General features: G+C 71.7%; 16 protein-coding genes. 7 read left to right on the top strand and 9 right to left on the bottom strand.

Going from position 1 to position 17,814, the window contains the following annotated elements; translation table 11 throughout:
* Positions 1-4: 4 nt before the first annotated feature.
* Positions 5-820 carry a TspO/MBR family protein gene (locus tag AB0N68_RS04270; protein WP_268777410.1) on the top strand — a complete coding sequence of 272 codons (816 nt, stop codon included), beginning with the start codon at positions 5-7 and terminating at the stop codon, positions 818-820.
* On the opposite strand, the gene AB0N68_RS04265 is transcribed toward AB0N68_RS04270, so the two are convergent.
* From AB0N68_RS04265 to AB0N68_RS04240, 6 genes are read right to left on the bottom strand one after another with little or no spacing between them, the layout of a single operon-like run.
* Positions 817-1,488, bottom strand: a complete 672-nt coding sequence (locus AB0N68_RS04265; RefSeq protein ID WP_187663044.1) for a response regulator — start codon at positions 1,486-1,488, stop codon at positions 817-819. The two genes, AB0N68_RS04270 and AB0N68_RS04265, sit on opposite strands and share 4 nt — an antisense overlap.
* Entirely contained in the window at positions 1,485-4,046 is a 2,562-nt protein-coding gene (locus AB0N68_RS04260; RefSeq protein ID WP_292795274.1) for an ATP-binding protein, read from the bottom strand. The genes AB0N68_RS04265 and AB0N68_RS04260 overlap by 4 nt, the downstream gene beginning before the upstream one ends.
* On the bottom strand, positions 4,043-4,648 hold the full coding sequence (gene kdpC / locus AB0N68_RS04255) for a potassium-transporting ATPase subunit KdpC (protein WP_292795276.1): 606 nt from the start codon (positions 4,646-4,648) through the stop codon (positions 4,043-4,045). Before kdpC ends, AB0N68_RS04260 begins: the two co-directional genes overlap by 4 nt.
* 20 nt (positions 4,649-4,668) lie before the next feature.
* A complete protein-coding gene (gene kdpB, locus AB0N68_RS04250) occupies positions 4,669-7,026 on the bottom strand; it encodes a potassium-transporting ATPase subunit KdpB (RefSeq protein ID WP_363332175.1) in 2,358 nt (785 codons plus the stop codon).
* 2 nt (positions 7,027-7,028) lie between these two features.
* Positions 7,029-8,705 carry a potassium-transporting ATPase subunit KdpA gene (gene kdpA / locus AB0N68_RS04245; RefSeq protein ID WP_187663048.1) on the bottom strand — a complete coding sequence of 559 codons (1,677 nt, stop codon included), beginning with the start codon at positions 8,703-8,705 and terminating at the stop codon, positions 7,029-7,031.
* Positions 8,705-8,794 (bottom strand): potassium-transporting ATPase subunit F, encoded by a 90-nt coding sequence (locus AB0N68_RS04240; protein ID WP_036292752.1) that lies wholly within the window; start codon positions 8,792-8,794, stop codon positions 8,705-8,707. Before AB0N68_RS04240 ends, kdpA begins: the two co-directional genes overlap by 1 nt.
* Before the next feature lie 281 nt (positions 8,795-9,075).
* Here AB0N68_RS04240 and AB0N68_RS04235 point away from each other — a divergent pair, with 281 nt between their 5' ends.
* Complete coding sequence (locus AB0N68_RS04235; RefSeq protein ID WP_292795288.1) at positions 9,076-10,224, top strand: SLC13 family permease; 1,149 nt, start codon at positions 9,076-9,078, stop codon at positions 10,222-10,224.
* Between the two features lie 71 nt (positions 10,225-10,295).
* Here AB0N68_RS04235 and AB0N68_RS04230 read toward each other — a convergent pair whose 3' ends face one another.
* Together AB0N68_RS04230 and AB0N68_RS04225 are read right to left on the bottom strand one after the other, a co-directional pair.
* Positions 10,296-10,889: an FMN-binding negative transcriptional regulator gene (locus tag AB0N68_RS04230; RefSeq protein ID WP_292795282.1), complete on the bottom strand. Its 594-nt coding sequence runs from the start codon at positions 10,887-10,889 to the stop codon at positions 10,296-10,298.
* Entirely contained in the window at positions 10,862-11,842 is a 981-nt protein-coding gene (locus tag AB0N68_RS04225) for a DMT family transporter (RefSeq protein WP_313366667.1), read from the bottom strand. Before AB0N68_RS04225 ends, AB0N68_RS04230 begins: the two co-directional genes overlap by 28 nt.
* Here AB0N68_RS04225 and AB0N68_RS04220 point away from each other — a divergent pair.
* Positions 11,841-13,247 (top strand): aminotransferase-like domain-containing protein, encoded by a 1,407-nt coding sequence (locus tag AB0N68_RS04220; RefSeq protein WP_313366666.1) that lies wholly within the window; start codon positions 11,841-11,843, stop codon positions 13,245-13,247. The genes AB0N68_RS04225 and AB0N68_RS04220 overlap by 2 nt on opposite strands.
* A 9-nt stretch (positions 13,248-13,256) precedes the next feature.
* Here AB0N68_RS04220 and AB0N68_RS04215 read toward each other — a convergent pair whose 3' ends face one another.
* Entirely contained in the window at positions 13,257-15,206 is a 1,950-nt protein-coding gene (locus tag AB0N68_RS04215; RefSeq protein WP_396654845.1) for an APC family permease, read from the bottom strand.
* Positions 15,207-15,430: 224 nt separating this feature from the next.
* On the opposite strand from AB0N68_RS04215, the gene AB0N68_RS04210 reads away from it, so the two are divergent.
* The 4 genes from AB0N68_RS04210 to AB0N68_RS04195 are packed head-to-tail and all read left to right on the top strand — an operon-like array spanning position 15,431 to position 17,804.
* Positions 15,431-16,492, top strand: coding sequence for a VanZ family protein (locus AB0N68_RS04210; protein WP_292796170.1), 1,062 nt, complete (start codon positions 15,431-15,433; stop codon positions 16,490-16,492).
* 33 nt (positions 16,493-16,525) lie between these two features.
* Positions 16,526-16,786 (top strand): type II toxin-antitoxin system prevent-host-death family antitoxin, encoded by a 261-nt coding sequence (locus tag AB0N68_RS04205; RefSeq protein ID WP_085604709.1) that lies wholly within the window; start codon positions 16,526-16,528, stop codon positions 16,784-16,786.
* A complete protein-coding gene (locus AB0N68_RS04200) occupies positions 16,783-17,046 on the top strand; it encodes a type II toxin-antitoxin system RelE family toxin (RefSeq protein ID WP_292796176.1) in 264 nt (87 codons plus the stop codon). Before AB0N68_RS04205 ends, AB0N68_RS04200 begins: the two co-directional genes overlap by 4 nt.
* A gap of 53 nt (positions 17,047-17,099) precedes the next feature.
* The gene (locus AB0N68_RS04195; protein ID WP_259954947.1) at positions 17,100-17,804 is read left to right on the top strand and encodes a GTP pyrophosphokinase; all 705 of its coding nucleotides are present in this window, start codon (positions 17,100-17,102) and stop codon (positions 17,802-17,804) included.
* Positions 17,805-17,814: the final 10 nt, after the last annotated feature.

Here is a 17,814-nt window from a genome sequence, read left to right as displayed (position 1 = left end):
GGGCATGGAGACCTCGACGAAGGGCATCGCCCGCCAGAGCCTCGTGATCGCCGCCGCCGTGTTCATGCTGATCGCCGCGGCCATCGGCGCCGGCGCCTTCGGCGGTGACTCCGTCGATGAGCTGCAGAACGGCGCGCTCTCGGCCCAAGGCTCGTACCTCGCCCCCGCCGGACCGGCCTTCTCGATCTGGTCGCTCATCTATGTGGGACTCCTCGCCTACACCGTGTGGCAGGCGCTCCCCGCGCAGCGCCGCGACGAGCGACAGCAGGCGGTCGGCGGCTGGATCGCCCTCTCGATGGTGCTCAACGGCCTCTGGCTCGTGACCGCGCGCTACCTGACGCTGTGGCTGACCGTGCTCGTGATCGCGCTCCTGCTCGCGACGCTCGCCCGCGTCGTCGTGCTCCTCGGCCGGTTCCCCGCCCGCAATCTCGCTGATCGCCTCCTCACCGACGGGGCCAACGGCCTGCACTTCGGCTGGGTCACCATCGCGACGGTCGCCAACACCGCCGCCTGGCTCACCCAGACGGTCCCGGAGATCGGAGCGGGTGCCCCCGACGCCTGGGCCGTCGCCGTGCTCGTGGTCGTGCTGGTGATCGGCGCCGCATCGGCCTGGTTCACCGGACGCCTCGCGCCGGCGCTCGCGACCGCCTGGGGTCTGAGCTGGCTCGCGGTCGGGCGTCTCACGGGCGAGCCGGAGAGCACGCCCACCGCCGTCACCGCGATCATCGTGGCCGTCCTCCTCGTCGTCGTCGGCGTCGTGGCGGTCCTCCGTCGGCGTCGCATCGCGGGCACGCACGACCGCGCGCCGCTCGGTCGCTAGAGGACCAGCCGGTAGCCCATTCCTGACTCCGTCAGCAGGTGGACGGGCGTCGAAGGCTCGCGCTCCAGCTTCTTGCGGAGCTGGGACATATAGAGCCGCAGGTAGCCGGAGTCGGACACCTGGGCACTGCCCCAGATCTCCTTGAGGAGATCCTGCCGGGTCACCAGCGCGCCCGGATGCCGCGCGAGGTGCTCGAGCATCCGCCACTCGGTCGGCGTGAGGTGCACCCGGGTGCCGGCGCGGGTCACGGTCTTCGTGGCGAGGTCGACGACGACGTCCCCGAACGCGACCACGGACTCCCCGTTCGCGGCGACCGCGCGGCGGGAGAGCGCCCGCAGCCGGGCCAGCAGCTCGTCGACCTGAAAGGGCTTCGTGACGAAGTCGTCCGCCCCGGCGTCCAGCGCCTCCACCTTGTCGGCGGAGCCCGTCCGCCCCGACACGACGATGATGGGCACGCTCGTCCAGCCGCGGAGCGCCTGGATCACCTCGATGCCGTCGAGGCGGGGCATGCCGAGGTCGAGCATGATGAGGTCGGGATGGCTCTGCGCTGCGGCGGCGATCGCGGCGGCGCCATCGGCGGCCACGACGACCTCGTAGCCGTGCGCCGCGAGGGTGATCCGCAGCGCCCGCACCATCTGCGGGTCGTCGTCGGCGATGAGGAGCTTCACTCCGTCCCCTCCGTGTCGGAAGACCCTGCGGCGAGCGGCAGGGAGATGACCATGGTGAGTCCGCCCCCTGGGGTGTCCTCCGGAGTCAGGCTACCGCCCATGCCCTCCGTGAAACCGCGCGACAGGGCGAGCCCGAGCCCGAGCCCCGCTGTGTTGTCGGTGTCGCCGAAACGCTGGAACGGCTGGAAGACGGCATCGCGGCGTTCCGGCGCGATGCCCTCGCCGCGGTCGATGATCCGGAGCTCTGCCCGATCCCCCAGCCGGCTGCTCGACACGAGCACGCGACTGCCGTCGGGAGCGTGACGGTGGGCGTTGGCGAGCACGTTCACGAGTACCCGCTGCAAGAGCACGGGGTCCGCGTGCAGCGGCGGGAGGTCGGGGTCCAGGGCGAGCTCGACGTCGGCGGGGCCGAGACCGAGCTCGTCCACCGCGGCGAGCACGGGGCCGGCCGCGTCGATCCGCTGGGCCGAGACCGCGAGCACCCCCGCCTCCACGCGGCTCACGTCGAGGAGATCGGTGACGAGGGCGGAGAGGGTCGCGAGGCTCTCGTCCGCGGTCTCCAGCAGCTCCGCGCGGTCCTCGGCGGACAGCCCGTGCGCGCCGCGGAGCCCGCCGATCGCGGCGACCGCCGAGGCCAGCGGCCGACGCAGATCGTGACTGACGGCGGAGAGCAGGGCGCTGCGGACCTGGTCGGTCTCGGCGAGGGCTTCCGCCTCCCGTGCGGTCGCGCGGAGATCGGTGTGCTCGATGGCGGCGGCGAGCTGGGCGACGATCGCGTCGAGCAGCCGGCGCTCCGGACCGGCGATCGGCTCGCCGTTGAGCTCCAGCACGGCGCGCGGGCCCCCACCGGACGCGACTCCGACCGGGATGGTCGTGGCGCGGCCGTCCGGTACCGGCTCGCCGTCCCTGGCCAGCACCTCGCCGGAGGGGGTGAGCAGCCGCACCCCGCTCAGGCCGAACGCCTCCCGCGTGCGGCTGACGAGGGCGAGCACGGCGTTGTCGCCGCGGAGCACGTTCCCGGCGACGGCCGCGAGGAGCTCCGCCTCGGCGGTCGCCCGCTGCGCGGTCCGCGCCCGGCGGGCGGCCTGGTCGACGATGAGGCTCACGAGGATCGCGATGATCACGTAGAGGGTGAGCGCGAGCACGTGCAGCGGGTGCGCGATCGTGATCGTGAACAGCGGGGCGACGAAGAGGAAGTCGAGGGTGATGCCGGAGAGCACCGCCGCGAACACGGCGGGACGGATGCCGCCGATGAGGGCGACCACCACGACGAGCAGCTGGTAGGCGAGCACCTCCGCCGTGATCGACTCGGGGCTGCGGACGGTGAACATCAGCCAGGACAGCAGCGGGCCGAACACGAGGGCCACGCCGAAGCCCAGCGCCTGCCGACGCCAGCCGAGCGCACCGCCGGTGATGCGGGGGAGGGCGAGCCGGCCGCCCGCCGCGGCGTGGGTCACGATGTGCACGTCGATGTCGCCCGAGCGGCGGATGACCTCGGCGCCGATCCCCGGCCCGGTGAGGGCGGCGGCGAGGCGGCCGCGCCGGCTCACCCCGATCACGAGCTGCGTGGCGTCGGCACCCTGCGCGAACTCGACGAGCGTCGCCGGGATGTCGTCCCCGACCACCTGGTGGTACGTGCCGCCGAGGGACTCGACGAGGGAGCGCTGCGCGGCGAGGGCGCCGGGGGTCTCGTCGCGCAGTCCGTCCTGGGCGGTCACGTGCACGGCGAGCAGCTCCCCGCCGGCGGAGCGTGCGGCGATGCGGGCCCCGCGGCGCAGCAGCGTCTCGCCCTCCGGGCCGCCGGTGAGGGCGACGACCACCCGCTCGCGCGCCTGCCAGGCTCCCGCGATGCCCTGTTCCGCGCGATAGCTGCGGAGCGCGCTGTCGACCTCGTCGGCGAGCCACAGCAGGGCGAGCTCCCGCAGGGCGGTGAGGTTGCCGAGCCGGAAGTAGTGCGAGAGGGCGGCGTCGACCCGCTCAGCGGGGTAGACGAGACCTGCGGCGAGCCGGTCGCGGAGCGTCTGCGGTGCGAGGTCGACGACCTCGATCTCGTCGGCGGCGCGGACGACCGCGTCCGGGATGGTCTCGCGCTGGGCGATCCCGGTGATCTTCTCCACGACCGCGTTCAGCGACTCGATGTGCTGCACGTTCACGGTGGTGACGACGTCGATCCCCGCGTCCAGCAGCTCCTCGACGTCCTGCCAGCGCTTGGGGTTCCGCGAGCCGGGGGCGTTCGTGTGCGCGAACTCGTCCACCAGAGCGATCTCCGGGGCGAGGGAGAGCACCGCATCGAGGTCGAGCTCGGAGAGGGTGACCCCGCGATGGGCGTCCTCGCGCCGCGGCACCTCGGGAAGCCCGGAGGTGAGGGCGGCCGTGGCCGCACGGCCGTGGGTCTCCACGATCGCGATGACCACGTCGCGGCCTTCGTCGCGGAGCCGCCGACCCTCGGCGAGCATCTCGAAGGTCTTCCCGACGCCCGGCGCGGCGCCGAGGAGGACGCGCAGTCGTCCGCGGCGGTTCCGGTCCGTCGCGGGGCGCGGCGGCCGCTCTGCGCTCATGCACCCTCCCGGTCGTCGAGTGCGAGATTCAGCTCCGCGACGTTGATGCGCTCCTCGCCGAGGAACCCCAGGTCCCGCCCTTGAATCCTAGACTCCACGAGGGCCCGCACCTCGTCTTCGGACAGGTCGCGGGCGGCGGCCACCCGCGGCAGCTGGAGCAGGGCGTACGCGACGCTGATGTGCGGGTCGAGGCCGGAGCCGGACGCGGTCACGGCATCCGCGGGGACCGCGGACGGATCGACGCCCTCCCTCGCGGCGATCTCGGCCTTCCGTGCGGCGATGGCGGCAACGAGGTCGGGGTTCTCCGGCCCGAGGTTGCTGCCGCCGGACGACGCCCCGTCGTACCCGTCGCCGGCCGCCGAGGGGCGGGACTGGAAGTACTCGGGCAGGGCCTCGCCCTCGGCATCCGTGAAGGACTGCCCGAGGAGCGCGCTGCCCCGGTCGCCGGGGAGCATCGAGCCGTTCGCCTGTGCGGGGAGGAGGAGCTGGCCGATGCCGGTGACGAGCAGCGTGTACCCGACGCCGAGGACGAGGGTGAGGACGAGCATCGCGCGGACGGCGACACCGGCGGTGCGCATCGTGGTGCGGGTGGTGGACGACATGGCGTTCCTTTCGAGCCCGGTCAGAAGCCGGGGAGGAGGCTGACGAGGAGGTCGATGAGCTTGATGCCGACGAACGGGGCGATGACCCCGCCGAGGCCGTAGACGAGCAGGTTCCGCTGCAGGATCCGCGAGGCGCTCGCCGGCCGGTACTTCACGCCGCGCAGCGCGAGCGGGATGAGGAACACGATCACGATGGCGTTGAAGATGATCGCGCTCGTGACCGCGGAGGCCGGGGAATGCAGCTGCATGATGTTCAGTGCCGCGAGTCCGGGGAACACCCCCATGAACATCGCCGGGATGATGGCGAAGTACTTCGCGATGTCGTTCGCGAGCGAGAACGTCGTCAGTGCGCCGCGGGTGATGAGCAGCTGCTTCCCGATGCGGACGATGTCGATGAGCTTGGTCGGGTCGGAGTCGAGGTCGACCATATTGCCGGCTTCCTTGGCCGCCGAGGTGCCCGTGTTCATCGCGACGCCGACGTCGGCCTGGGCGAGCGCGGGAGCGTCGTTCGTGCCGTCCCCGGTCATCGCGACGAGACGTCCGCCCTCCTGTTCCCGGCGGATGAGGTCGAGCTTGTCCTCCGGGGTGGCCTCGGCGAGGTAGTCGTCGACGCCGGCCTCGGCCGCGATGGCCTTCGCGGTGAGGGGGTTGTCTCCGGTGATCATGACCGTGCGGATGCCCATGCTGCGCAGCTCGTCGAACCGCTCTCGGAGGCCGTCCTTGACGATGTCCTTGAGGTGCACGACCCCGAGGATCCGCGCGTCCACAGCCTGGGTCCCGGAATCGGAGTGGGTCCCTGAGCCTGTCGAAGGGCCTGGGTCCGGCTGGGTCCCTGAGCCTGTCGAAGGGCCTGAGCCTGTCGAAGGGCCCTGCACCGCGACGACGAGGGGCGTGCCGCCGCCCGAGGCGACGTCGTCGGTGAGGGTCGCGAGCTCGTCATCGGGAGTCTGCCCCAGCCAGGCCGCCACGGCCGAGGCGGCACCCTTGCGGATCTGCGTGCCGTCGGCGAGGTCGAGACCGCTCATGCGCGTCTGCGCGGTGAACGGGACGACGACGGCGTCCGCCGGGGCCTCCACCCGGATCCCGCGGGCGGCGGCGAGTTCGACGATCGATGCGCCCTCCGGCGTCGGGTCGGCGAGCGAGGAGAGGGCGGCGGTGCGCAGCAGCTCCTCGGCGTCCACCCCGGTGAGCGGCAGCACGGCGTGGGCGCGGCGGTTGCCGTGGGTGATGGTGCCGGTCTTGTCGAGGAGCAGCGTGGTGACGTCGCCCGCGGCCTCCACCGCCCGCCCCGACATCGCCAGCACGTTCCGCTGCACGAGCCGGTCCATGCCAGCGATGCCGATGGCGGAGAGGAGCGCGCCGATGGTGGTCGGGATGAGGCAGACGAGCAGGGCGATGAGGACGGGGATGCTCACCGGCGACGCCGCGTACGACGCGATCGGGTTCAGGGCGAGGACCACGACGACGAACACGATCGACAGGCTCGCGAGGAGGATGTTCAGCGCGATCTCATTCGGGGTGCGCTGCCGGCTCGCCCCCTCGACGAGGGCGATCATGCGGTCGACGAACGTCTCGCCGGGCTTCGACGTGATGCGCACGACGATCCGGTCCGACAGCACCCGGGTGCCGCCGGTGACAGCACTGCGGTCGCCGCCGGACTCGCGGACGACGGGGGCGCTCTCGCCGGTGATGGCCGACTCGTCGACCGTCGCGATGCCCGCGACGATGTCGCCGTCGCCCGGGATCAGTTCGCCCGCGGAGACGATCACGAGGTCGTCGCGCTGCAGCTCCGCCGACGACACCGTCTCCGTCGGCGCTTCGACGAGCTCAGCGACCCACCCGGCGCCACGCTGGGTCCCTGAGCCCGCACCCTGGGTCCCTGAGGCCGCACCCTGGGTCCCTGAGCCCGCACCCTGGGTCCCTGAGGCCGCACCCTGGGTCCCTGAGCCCGCACCCTGGGTCCCTGAGCCTGTCGAAGGGCCCACCACCCGTCGCGCCATCGTCTGGGTGCGGGTGTTCCGCAGGCTCGCGGCCTGGGCCTTGCCGCGCCCTTCGGCGACCGACTCCGCGACGTTCGCGAAGAACACAGTCAGCCAGAGCCAGAGCGCGATGCCCCAGGTGAACGCCGCCGGGACGGGGGTGCCGCCGGAGGAGGCGGGCCCGCCGAGGAAGGGCTCCGCGATCGCGAGGACGGTCGTGAACGCGGCGCCGACCCAGACGAGGAGCATCACGGGGTTGCGGACGAGCGTCGCGGGGTTGAGCTTCCGGACGGCACCGGGGAGCGCCTGCACGAGCTGGGCGCCGCCGAAGGAGCGCGGCGGACGGGCGGGGACGGCAGGGGCGTCCTGCTGTTCCGGAGGGGTGGTGAGGAGGGTCATGGTCAGAGTCCTTCGGCGAGCGGTCCCAGTGCGAGCACGGGGAAGTAGGTGAGGGCCGTCACGACGACGGTCACGGTGAGGAGCAGGCCGACGAACTGCGGCCGGTGGGTGGGGAGCGTGCCGGTCGTGGCCGGCACCCGCTCCTGCGCGGCGAACGACCCGGCGAGAGCCAGCACGAGCACGATCGGGAGGAAGCGCCCGAGCAGCATCGCGACGCCCAGGGCGGTGTTGAACCACGGAGTGTTCGCGGTGAGCCCCGCGAACGCGGAGCCGTTGTTGTTCGCGGCGGAGGTGAACGCGTAGAGCACCTCGCTCATGCCGTGCACGCCCGGGTTGAGGATGCTCGTGGACTCCACGTCCTCGCGGATGCCGGGGATCGCGAAGCTCAGGGCCGTGCCGCCGAGGACGAGCACCGGGACCACGAGGATGTAGAGGCTTGCGAGGGTCATCTCCCGCGGTCCGATGCGCTTCCCGAGCCACTCCGGGGTGCGGCCGACGAGCAGCCCGCCGACGAAGACCGCCACGATCGCCAGCACGAGCATCCCGTACAGACCGGAGCCGACGCCGCCCGGGGCGACCTCGCCGAGCATCATGTTCAGCATCGGCATCATGCCGCCGAGCGCGGTGTACGAATCGTGCATCGAGTTCACGGCCCCGGTCGAGGTGAGGGTGCTCGCGCTGCCGAAGAGGGTCGAGCCGAGGATGCCGAAGCGCTGCTCCTTGCCCTCCATCGCCGCGCCGGCGAGCTCGGGGGCGGAACCGCGTCCCGCCAGCTCCAGGGCCGAGAGCGCGGCGAGTGAGGCGAGGAACAGGGTGCCCATGACCGCGACGATCGCGTAGCCCTGCCGGTGGTCGCCGACCAGTCGGCCGAACGCGCGGGGGAGGGCGAACGGGATCACCAGGATCAGCAGCACCTCGAGGAGGTTGGTCCACCCGGTCGGGTTCTCGAAGGGGTGGGCGGAGTTCGCGTTGAAGAAGCCGCCGCCGTTGGTGCCGAGCAGCTTGATGGCCTCCTGCGACGCGACCGGACCGCCGGGGATCGTCTGCGTGCCGCCGGAGACCGTGGCGACGTCGGTGAAGCCGTTCACGTTCTGGATCACGCCGCCCGCGAGCAGGGCCACCGCGCCGATCAGGGCGAGCGGGAGGAGCAGCCGCCCCAGACCGCGGGTGAGGTCGACCCAGAAGTTGCCGATCGTCGCGGAGCCGCGGCGTGCGAGACCGCGGATGAGGGCGATGGCGATGGTGAGGCCGACCGCGGCGGAGACGAAGTTCTGCACGGTGAGGCCCGCGAGCTGCACCGTGTAGCCCAGGGTCTGCTCGGGCGAGTATGACTGCCAGTTGGTATTCGCGACGAAGGAGGCGGCGGTGTTGAACGCGAGTCCCTCCGGCACGGCGGGCAGGCCCAGCGAGGCGGGGAGGAAGGCCTGGAGCCGCTGCAGCCCGTAGACGAGCAGGAGCCCGACGAGGGAGAACAGCAGCACGCTGCGGGCGTAGGCGCGCCAGGTCTGCTCGGAGCGGGGGTCGACCCCGATCACCCGGTACAGCCCGCGCTCGACGCGGAGGTCGCGCCCGGAGGTGTAGACGTGCGCGATGTAGTCGCCGAGGGGGCGGTAGAGGAGCACGAGCACGACCACGACGGCCGTGATCTGGAGGACGCCGAAGAGGACCGTCGCGTCCATCAGAAGCGCTCCGGGGCGACGAGCGCCACGACCAGGTAGACGACCGCGGCGACGGCGAGGACGGCGGCGAGGATCTCGAAGACGATCATGCGCGGTCCACCGCCTTGGCGATGAGGGACACGAGGGCGAACAGCGCCAGGGTCAGCGCGAGGTAGATGATGTCGAGCACGTCCTCGATCCAACTGCGCCGCCCGGCCGCATCCGTCGATCCTCACGGTTCCCCTACGCCCGTCCCCCGGATGCATGCGGGTTGCTCACACCTCCTGCCTTCGAATCGCGCACCTGGTCCCCAACCCGCCGCCGATGCAGCCAGGTGCGCGATTCGAAAGGGTGGCGCCGGCCCTATGCTCACGAGGTGGGGATCGGACGGATGCGGATCGGCGTCGGCGCGGGGATCGTCGCCGGGCTCGTCGTGATCGCGCTCGTGTGCGTGCTCACGGGCTTCCTGCCGCGCACGGATGCCGGTGCGCTCGGGGCGCGGATCGCGCCCGTGCTGGGGTTCGTCGTCGCGATCACGATCGTCGCCGAGCTCGCCCGTGATGCGGCGGTGTTCGACGTCGTCTCGCAGCGCCTCGCGCGCTGGGGTCGCGGCCGCGTGGTGGTGCTGTGGACGCTGGTGGTCGTGCTCGCCGTGGTGAGCACCGTGTTCCTCTCGCTCGACACGACCGCCGTGATCGTCACCCCGGTCGTGGTGGTCCTGGCGCAGAGCATCGGCGTCTCCCCGCTGCCGTTCGCCCTGGCCACCGTCTGGCTCGCCAACACCGCGTCCCTCGCGCTGCCGGTCTCGAACCTCACCAACCTGCTCGCCGCGCCCGCGATGGGGGACGGCCCCGGGGCGTTCATCGCGCTGAGCTGGGCGCCCACGCTCGTGGGGATACTGGTGCCCGTCGCGATCCTCACGGTCCTGCATCGGCGCACGGTCTTCGGCACGTATGAGATGCCCGTGCCCCGACGCCCCGCCGATCCGACGCTGTTCTGGAGCGCCACCGGCATCCTCGTCGTGCTGATGCCGCTGCTCGCGCTCACCCACGACGTGTGGATCCCCGCCACGGTCGCGGCTCTCGCGTTGATCGCGCTGTTCGCCGTCCGTCGTCGCCACGCCCTGCGATTGTCCCTCGTCCCGTGGCAGGCGCTCGCGCTCGCCGCGTCGCTGTTCGTCCTGGTCGAGTCCGCGCACGCGCAGGGGCTGCTCGACTTCCTGACCTCACCGACCGCGAAGGGCGACTCTCTCGGCGACCTGTTCCGGCTCGCGGCGCTGGGAGCCGTGAGCGCGAACGCGATCAACAACCTCCCGGCCTACCTCGTGCTCGAACCCGCGGCAGGGGACCCGGTCGCCTTGATGGCCCTGCTGATCGGTGTGAACCTCGGTCCGCTCATCACGCCGTGGGCCTCGCTGGCGACGCTCCTCTGGCACCATCGCGTGACGGCGCTCGGGGTCGAGATCCGCTGGGGCCGCTTCGCGCTCTGGGGGGCCGTCGCCGCGGTGCCCACCGTCGTCCTGGCCACGCTCGTCCTCTGACCCCGTTTCGAATCGCGCGCTCTGCTGCACATCCGCCCGAGATGGAGCACAGTGCGCGATTCGAACGGGGGTCAGACGCGACGCATCTCGGCGGCCAGGGCGGGGTGGACCGCGTCGAACCGGGCGGCGATGCGCTCGCGCACCTCGGGGGCCTTGTTCTGGCTGAGCTTGGCACGCGCATCGAACCGGGTGACCCGGAGCCGCAGGCCCACCGTGCCCTTCGCGGCTCGTCGGGTGCCCGCCTCGTCCTCCGCGAGGCTCCGCCCGTGCGGCTGCCCACCCTCGAAGTGGTCGGTGAGCCGGGTGAGCATGGCGTAGTTCTCCTCCGCGGTGAGGATCTCGGGGGTGCCGGAGAGGTGCGCGGTGACATGGTTCCAGGTCGGGACGAGGTCTCCCGGCGCGTACAGACTCGAGGACACGTAGTCGTGCGGCCCCTGGATGATCACCAGGACCTCGTGTCGTCCGAGCTCGTGGAGCTCATCGTCCGGGCGTCCGAAGTGGCTCACGAGCACGATGCCGTCCTCGTCCTCGTCGAGCAGAACGGGGTAGTGCGAGGCGACGAGACCGGTGGAGGTCGGCGAGACGAACGTCGCCCACGGGTGCGCGCGGATGAGGCGCTTGACCTCCTCCGGGTCGGTCATGAGGTAGTGGGGGGTGTGACGCATGGCTCCTCCTGTCGGGTGGGGGTGGCGGTGGGGGTGGGAGGAGAACTGCGGGTGCGGACGGCGAGTCCGGCGCACACGACGACCGCGACTCCGCCGAGCACCGTGGCCAGGCCGACGTCCTCGTGGAAGAGGAAGGATGCCCAGGTGATGCCCATGACGGGCTGCACGAGCTGGATCTGGCTCACCTGTGCCATGGGGCCCATCGCGAGGCCGCGGTACCAGGCGAAGAATCCGAGGAACATGCTGACCGCGGCCAGGTAGCCGAACGCGAGCCAGGCGGTGGGGGTGGCGACGGGCGGTGCGGCGACCCCGGCGGCGATGGCCACCGCGAGCATGACGGGAGCGGCGAGCACGAGTGCCCAGGAGATCGTCTGCCAGGCACCGAGCTCGCGCGCGAGCAGGCCGCCCTCCGCGTAGCCGACGGCCGCGGCGATCACGGCCCCGAACAGCTGGAGGTCGGCGGGGCGGAGCGCGCCGGGCGTGCCGTTCTGCAGCGTCGCGAAGACGAGGGCCGCGGCGGCGCCGAGGAGTGCGAAGACCCAGAACGAGGGGGACGGGCGCTCCCGGGTGCGCAGCACGACGGCGACCGCGGTCGCGGCCGGCAGGAGGCCGATCACGACCGCGCCGTGACTCGCGGGCGTGGTGATCATGGCGAACGAGGTCAGCAGGGGGAAGCCGGCGACCACTCCGAGGGCGACGATCGCGAGTCGCGCCCACTGGGCCGGGTTCGGCGGCTGCTGGCGTGTGACGAGGAGGACGAGTGCGGCGAGCACAGCGGCGACGACCGCGCGGGCGGAGCCGATGAACAGCGGCGAGAGTCCGCCGCCGAGCGCGATCCGGGTGAACGGGAGCGTGAACGAGAAGGCGACGACGCCCAGGAGGCCCCAGGCGGGACCGGCGGCGCGGGATAGCAGTGTTCCGTTCGGACGGATAACGCTACTGTGTTCTTTCATGAGTCAGGATAGCACCGCGCGGATCGTGGCGGGCCTGCGGGCGTGGATCGCCACGGCCGCTCCCGGGGCCCGCCTCCCCTCCAACCGCGCGCTGACGGCGGAGTACGCCGCGAGCCCCGTGACCGTGCAGAAGGCGGTGCAGCAGCTCGTCCGCCTCGGGCTCGTCGACGCGCGACCCGGCGTCGGTACCTTCGTCCGCGCGGCGCGCACGGTCCTGCCGGCCGACTACGGCTGGCAGTCCGGAGCCCTGGGAGCGGCCGCCGTGCGCCTGGACGGTCTCTCCTCGGCACAGCGCCCGACCTCGCCGGACGCGATCGGGTTGCACTCCGGGTATCCCGCTCCGGATCTCCTCCCCGAGCGGCTGGTACGGCAGGCCCTGGTGCGCGCCTCCCGGACCGCGTCCGCTCTCACCCGCTCTCCCGCGGCCGGCGAGCCCGGACTGCAGGAGTGGTTCGCGGCGGAGCTGGCCGCGGCGGCCCCGGCCGGGATCACGGTGCCGACCGCCCGCGACGCCGTCATCATCTCCGGGAGTCAGAGCGGACTGAGCTCCATCTTCCGGGCGGTCGTCGGCGTCGGCCGGCCGCTGCTCATCGAGTCGCCGACGTACTGGGGTGCCCTGCTCGCGGCGGAGCAGGCGGGGGTCGTGCTCGTTCCCGTCCCCTCCGGTCCGCAGGGTCCGGATCCGGACGCGGTCGACAGGGCGCTCGCCGAGACCGGAGCCCGGGCGTTCTACGCGCAGCCCACGTTCGCGAACCCCACCGGTGCGCAGTGGCCGGCGGCGACCGGGGAGGCCGTCCTCGACGCGGTCCGTCGCCACGGGGCCTTCCTCATCGAGGACGATTGGGCGCACGACCTGGGCATCGACGCCGAGCCCCGTCCCGTGGCGGCCTCCGACCACGACGGTCACGTGGTCTACCTGCGCTCGCTGACGAAGAGCGTGTCGCCGTCCCTGCGGGTGGCGGCGGTGATCGCGCGCGGTCCCGCCAGGGACCGCATCCTCGCCGATCGCGCGGCGGAGTCGATGTATGTCAGCGGCCTCCTGCAGGCGGCCGCGCTCGACGTGGTGACCCAGCCGGCCTGGCGCACGCACCTCCGCGGCTTCCGCGAGCAGCTGCGTTCGCGGCGCGATCTCCTGCTGTCGTGCCTGGCCGCGCAGGCGCCGACCGCGCTGGTGGAGGCCGTGCCGGTCGGCGGGCTGAACCTCTGGCTGCGGCTGCCGGACGGCACCGACGCCGCCGCGGTCGTCCGCGAGTGCGCGGCGCGCGGCCTGGTCATCGCGCCGGGGAGTGAGTGGTTCCCCGCCGAGCCGTCGGGGGCGTACGTACGGCTCAACTACGCGAGCGCCGACCCGTCCCGCTTCCCCGAGGCTGCGGCGATCCTCGGCGCGATCCTCGCCGGAACCTGACCGTCGCCGTCAGGACTCGGACGGCGGCCCGGCAGGGCGGTGCGCCCGGCGCCCGGCCACCACGACGGGCCGCCCCGCCCTCTCCTGGCCGGGCAGTGGACGCGAGCGCCGGCCGTAGATGAGTTCGGACGAGTCGAGCAGCCACGGCACCAGGGTGATCGACACCCCGTGCACGAGCATGAGCTGGTTCGCGAGGCGACGGGCGCGCCGGTTGTGCAGGAAGTTCTCCCACCAGTGCCCCACGATGTACTGCGGCAGGTAGACCGTGACGACGGAGGAGCCGTGCTTCTCGCGATACTGCCGGATGAACTGCGTCACGGGCTGTGCGAACGAGCGGTACGGCGACTCGACGATCACGAGCGGCACCGGCACGAGGTGGTCCGCCCACTCCTGCTGCAGGCGCGCGGCGTCCTCCTGGGAGACGGCCACGTGCACCGCGAGGGTCTTGTCGTGCTTGGCGGCGATCGCGTAGTCGATGGCCTTCATGACCGGCTTCTGCAGATGGTTCACGAGGACGATGGCGACGTCGCCCGAGGCGCCGAACCGGGTGGTGTCGTCGATCGCGATCTCGTGCTCGACATCCCGGTAGTAGCGCTTGACGCCGATCATCAGGAACGCCAGCACCGGGATGGCGAAGAACACGAGATAGGCGCCGTGCGTGAACTTCGTGATCGTGACGATGACGAGCACGAGCACCGTCAGCGTCGCCCCGGCGGAGTTGATGAGCAGCCCCACCCGCGCGGAACGCCGGTCCGCGGCGCCGTCGCCGTTCGGGGGGACGGGTGCGCGCAGCAGCCGTCGCCAGTGCCGCACCATGCCGATCTGGCCCAGGGAGAAGGAGACGAAGACGCCGATGATGTACAGCTGGATCAGCGTCGTCAGCCGCGCCTGGAACACCACGAGCACGGCGATCGCGGCGATCCCGAGGAGGATCATGCCGTTGGAGAACACGAGCCGGTCGCCGCGGGTGTTCAGCGACTTCGGGGCGTAGCCGTCGCGGGCGAGCACGGCGCCGAGCAGGGGGAAGCCGTTGAAGGCGGTGTTCGCCGCGAGGAGCAGCACGCAGGCCGTGGCCGCCTGCACGATGAAGAACGGGATGCTGCCGCCGCCGAACGTCGCCGCCGCGATCTGCGCCATCAGGCTCCGCTGCGGGGTCGTGCAGTCGAAGCCGATGAGGTCGCAGGGGTTCTCGGCGTAGTGCACGCCGGCGATGAGGGCGAGGGCGGTGAGGCCGGAGAACAGGCAGATCGCGATGGTGCCCATGAGCACCAGCGTCGACTGGGCGTTGCGCACCTTCGGGGCCCGGAACGCGGGGACGCCGTTCGACACGGCCTCGACCCCGGTCAGCGCGGAGCAGCCGCTGGAGAACGCGCGGAGGATGAGCAGCAGTACGGCCGCCTGGCTGAGGCTCTCGGCCTGGACGGCGAACTCCGCGCTGGAGGCGACCGGGGCGTCGCCGAGGGCCGTCCGGACGAGCCCGGTGACGATCATGACGCCGACCGAGCCGATGAACACATACGTGGGGATGGCGAACACGAGCGAGGCCTCGCGCACCCCGCGGAGGTTCACGATGATGATGAGCACGACGAAGCCGACGGCGAGTTCCACGCGAAGCGGATCGAGACCTGGCACCGCCGAGATGATGTTGTCCACCCCGGAGGCGACCGACACCGCCACCGTCAGCACGTAGTCGACGAGGAGCGCTGCGGCCACGATCACCCCGGGGACCTCGCCGAGGTTCTTCGACGCGACCTCGTAGTCGCCGCCGCCGGAGGGGTACGCCTTGATGAGCTGCCGGTAGCTCAGCACCACCACGAGCAGCAGCACGACGACCGCCGCCGCGACGAGCGGGGTGAACGACAGGAACGTGAGACCGCCGATGAGCAGGATCATCACGAGCTCCTGCGGGGCGTAGGCCACCGAGCTCAGCGCGTCCGAGGCGAAGATCGGCAGCGCCATGCGCTTGGGGAGGAGCTGCTCGTCGACCTGGGCGCTCGTGAGCGGGTCGCCGAGCAGGATGCGCTTGGCGCGCGGCGGCGCGTCCGGGGTCGGCCTCGTTTGTTCTGACACGTCCGGCGACACTACGCCGACCGCAGCCGCCCTCACGCGATCCTCACGGAATCCCTACGGCGCGGTGGCGCTCCCTCACGGAATCCTCACGGCCTCCCGGTATCCTTGCGTCAGTGGGGGATCAGGTGGTTCTGGGGGTCATCGCCGTGGCGATCGGCCTCGCCGTGGGCGTCGTGCTCTTCGTGCCCTTCGTCGCGATCAGCTACCGCCGCCGCGGACGCCTCTCGCTCGGACGCACGCTGCTCTGGCTCGCGGCGCTCGTCTACTTCTGGGCCATCTGGACGTACACGCTGCTGCCGCTTCCCGACCCGGACACCATCCGCTGCGTGGGGGCGATCACCGACCCGATGTCCGTCGTGCGCGACGTGCGGAAGGCGTTCGCCGCTCCGGGCAACCCGCTGCGCCAGCCCGCCCTGCTCCAACTCGTGTTCAACGTGCTGCTGTTCGTCCCGCTCGGAGCGTTCCTCCGCGTGCTGGGCGGCCGCGGCCTCCCCACCGCCCTCGTGGTCGGGTTCGGTCTGTCCCTGCTGGTGGAGACCACCCAGCTCACCGGGGTCTGGGGGCTGTACCCGTGCGCCTACCGCTTCTTCGACGTGGGCGACCTGATGACGAACACGATCGGAGCGGTCCTCGGCTCCGTCCTCGCGCTCGTGGTGCCACGGTCGCTGCGCGGAGTCCAGGCCCGTGCGGACGCCGATGAGCCCCGTCCCGTCACGCGCGGTCGCCGCGCGCTGGCGATGCTCTGCGACGGGCTCGCGAACGGCTTCGTCGTGCTCGCCGGGGGCGTCGCGGTGCAGCTCTGGCTCGAGTACGTCGTGCAGGACCGTCAGGCCGTGCTCGACGGCACCCTCGCCGGCACGGTGAGCACAGCGACCGCCTGTGCCCTGTGGCTCGTGATCACCCTCGTCACCGGCCGCTCGGTGGGAGACCTCGCCGTGCAGCTGCGCTACACCGGGTCGCGACTGCCGGCCGCGCTCGCCCGGCTGCTGCGCTGGGCGGGCGGCATCGGCGGACTCACGGCGCTGGGGATGCTCGGCGGGGTGTTCGACGCCCTCTCCTTGCTGCTGATCCTCGTCGCGATCGTGCTGCTGTTCACCACCCGCCAGGGTCGTGGGCTTCCCGGCCTCCTCTCCGGCCAGCACCTCGAGGACGCCCGCGTCACCGCGAAGAGTTGAGCCCATTATGTACATAAGAGGTATTCTGTACGCATGAACACTCTCAGCCGCAGCGTGCCGTCGAAGGACCTGCGCGATCAGCTCGCCGACGTTCTCGGCGGTGTCGCGTACGGGGCGGAGCGGGTGGGGGTGACGCGTCACGGCAAGCTCACCGCGGTCGTGATCGGCGTCGACGACCTCGAGCTCCTGGAAGAGCTCGAGGCTGCGCGAGATGCGGCGGAGTTCGGAGCGGCGAAGGCGGCGGACGACGGGGGTCGAGTCTCGCTCGATGACCTCCGTGCGGAACTCCCGTGACGCGGTACCGCGTCACGTTCACCACCGCAGCGGCGAAGGAGGTCCGCAAGCTGGATCCTCCGCTCCGTCGGCGCATCCTCGCCGGGATCTCCGACCTCGAACGGGAGCCTCGTCCGCACGGCGTCCGCAAGCTCGCCGGGTTCGACAACGCCTGGCGCGTGCGGATCGGCGACTACCGTGTGCTCTACGAGGTCGTGGACGAGCGGGTGCTCGTCACCGTGGTCCGCGTCGCCCACCGGCGGGACGTCTACGACCTCTGACGGCATCTCGAATCCACAGGGGTTTCCGATCACGGATCGATAACGTCGTCCTCATGAGCGTGATCCCGGTCGACGAGCACCTGATCTCCGAGGCGAAGGAGCTCCGCGACCAGCTGCAGCGCTTCCTCCGCGAGTACGAGTTCGGGATGCGCGAGGTGGAGACGAAGATCTCGATCCTCCGCGACGAGTTCACCCACGACCACGCGTACAACCCCATCGAGCACGTCAAGAGCCGGCTCAAGTCGCCGGACAGCATCGTCGAGAAGATCGCCAGGAAGGGCATCGACGACCCGGACTTCGATCGCATCCGCACGGAGATCACCGACATCGCCGGCGTGCGGGTGACGTGCAGCTTCGTCGCCGACGTCTACCGCCTGTTCGATCTGCTGACCGCGCAGGACGACGTGACCGTCCGCACGGTCAAGGACTACATCGCGAATCCGAAGCCGAACGGGTACAAGAGCCTGCACGCCATCATCGAGGTCCCCGTCTTCCTCTCGACCGGGGCGCTGGCCGTACCGGTCGAGGTGCAGTTCCGCACCATCGCGATGGACTTCTGGGCGAGCCTGGAGCACAAGATCTACTACAAGTTCTCCAACCAGGTGCCCGCGCACCTCGTCGACAGCCTCAGCGACGCCGCCGATGCCGCCGCCGAGCTCGACACCCGCATGGAGCGGCTGCACCGCGAGGCGCACGGCGTGCCGCAGCGGCAGCTCGCCCCGCCTCCTCCGCCTGCGCCGCGCGTCGTCGAGGTCTGAGCGCCCCGCC

The organism is Microbacterium meiriae, assembly GCF_040685015.1.
GTDB lineage: Bacteria > Actinomycetota > Actinomycetes > Actinomycetales > Microbacteriaceae > Microbacterium > Microbacterium meiriae.
The sequence above is the reverse complement of the archived record's forward strand: the minus strand, read 5'-3'. Positions and strand labels throughout refer to the sequence as shown.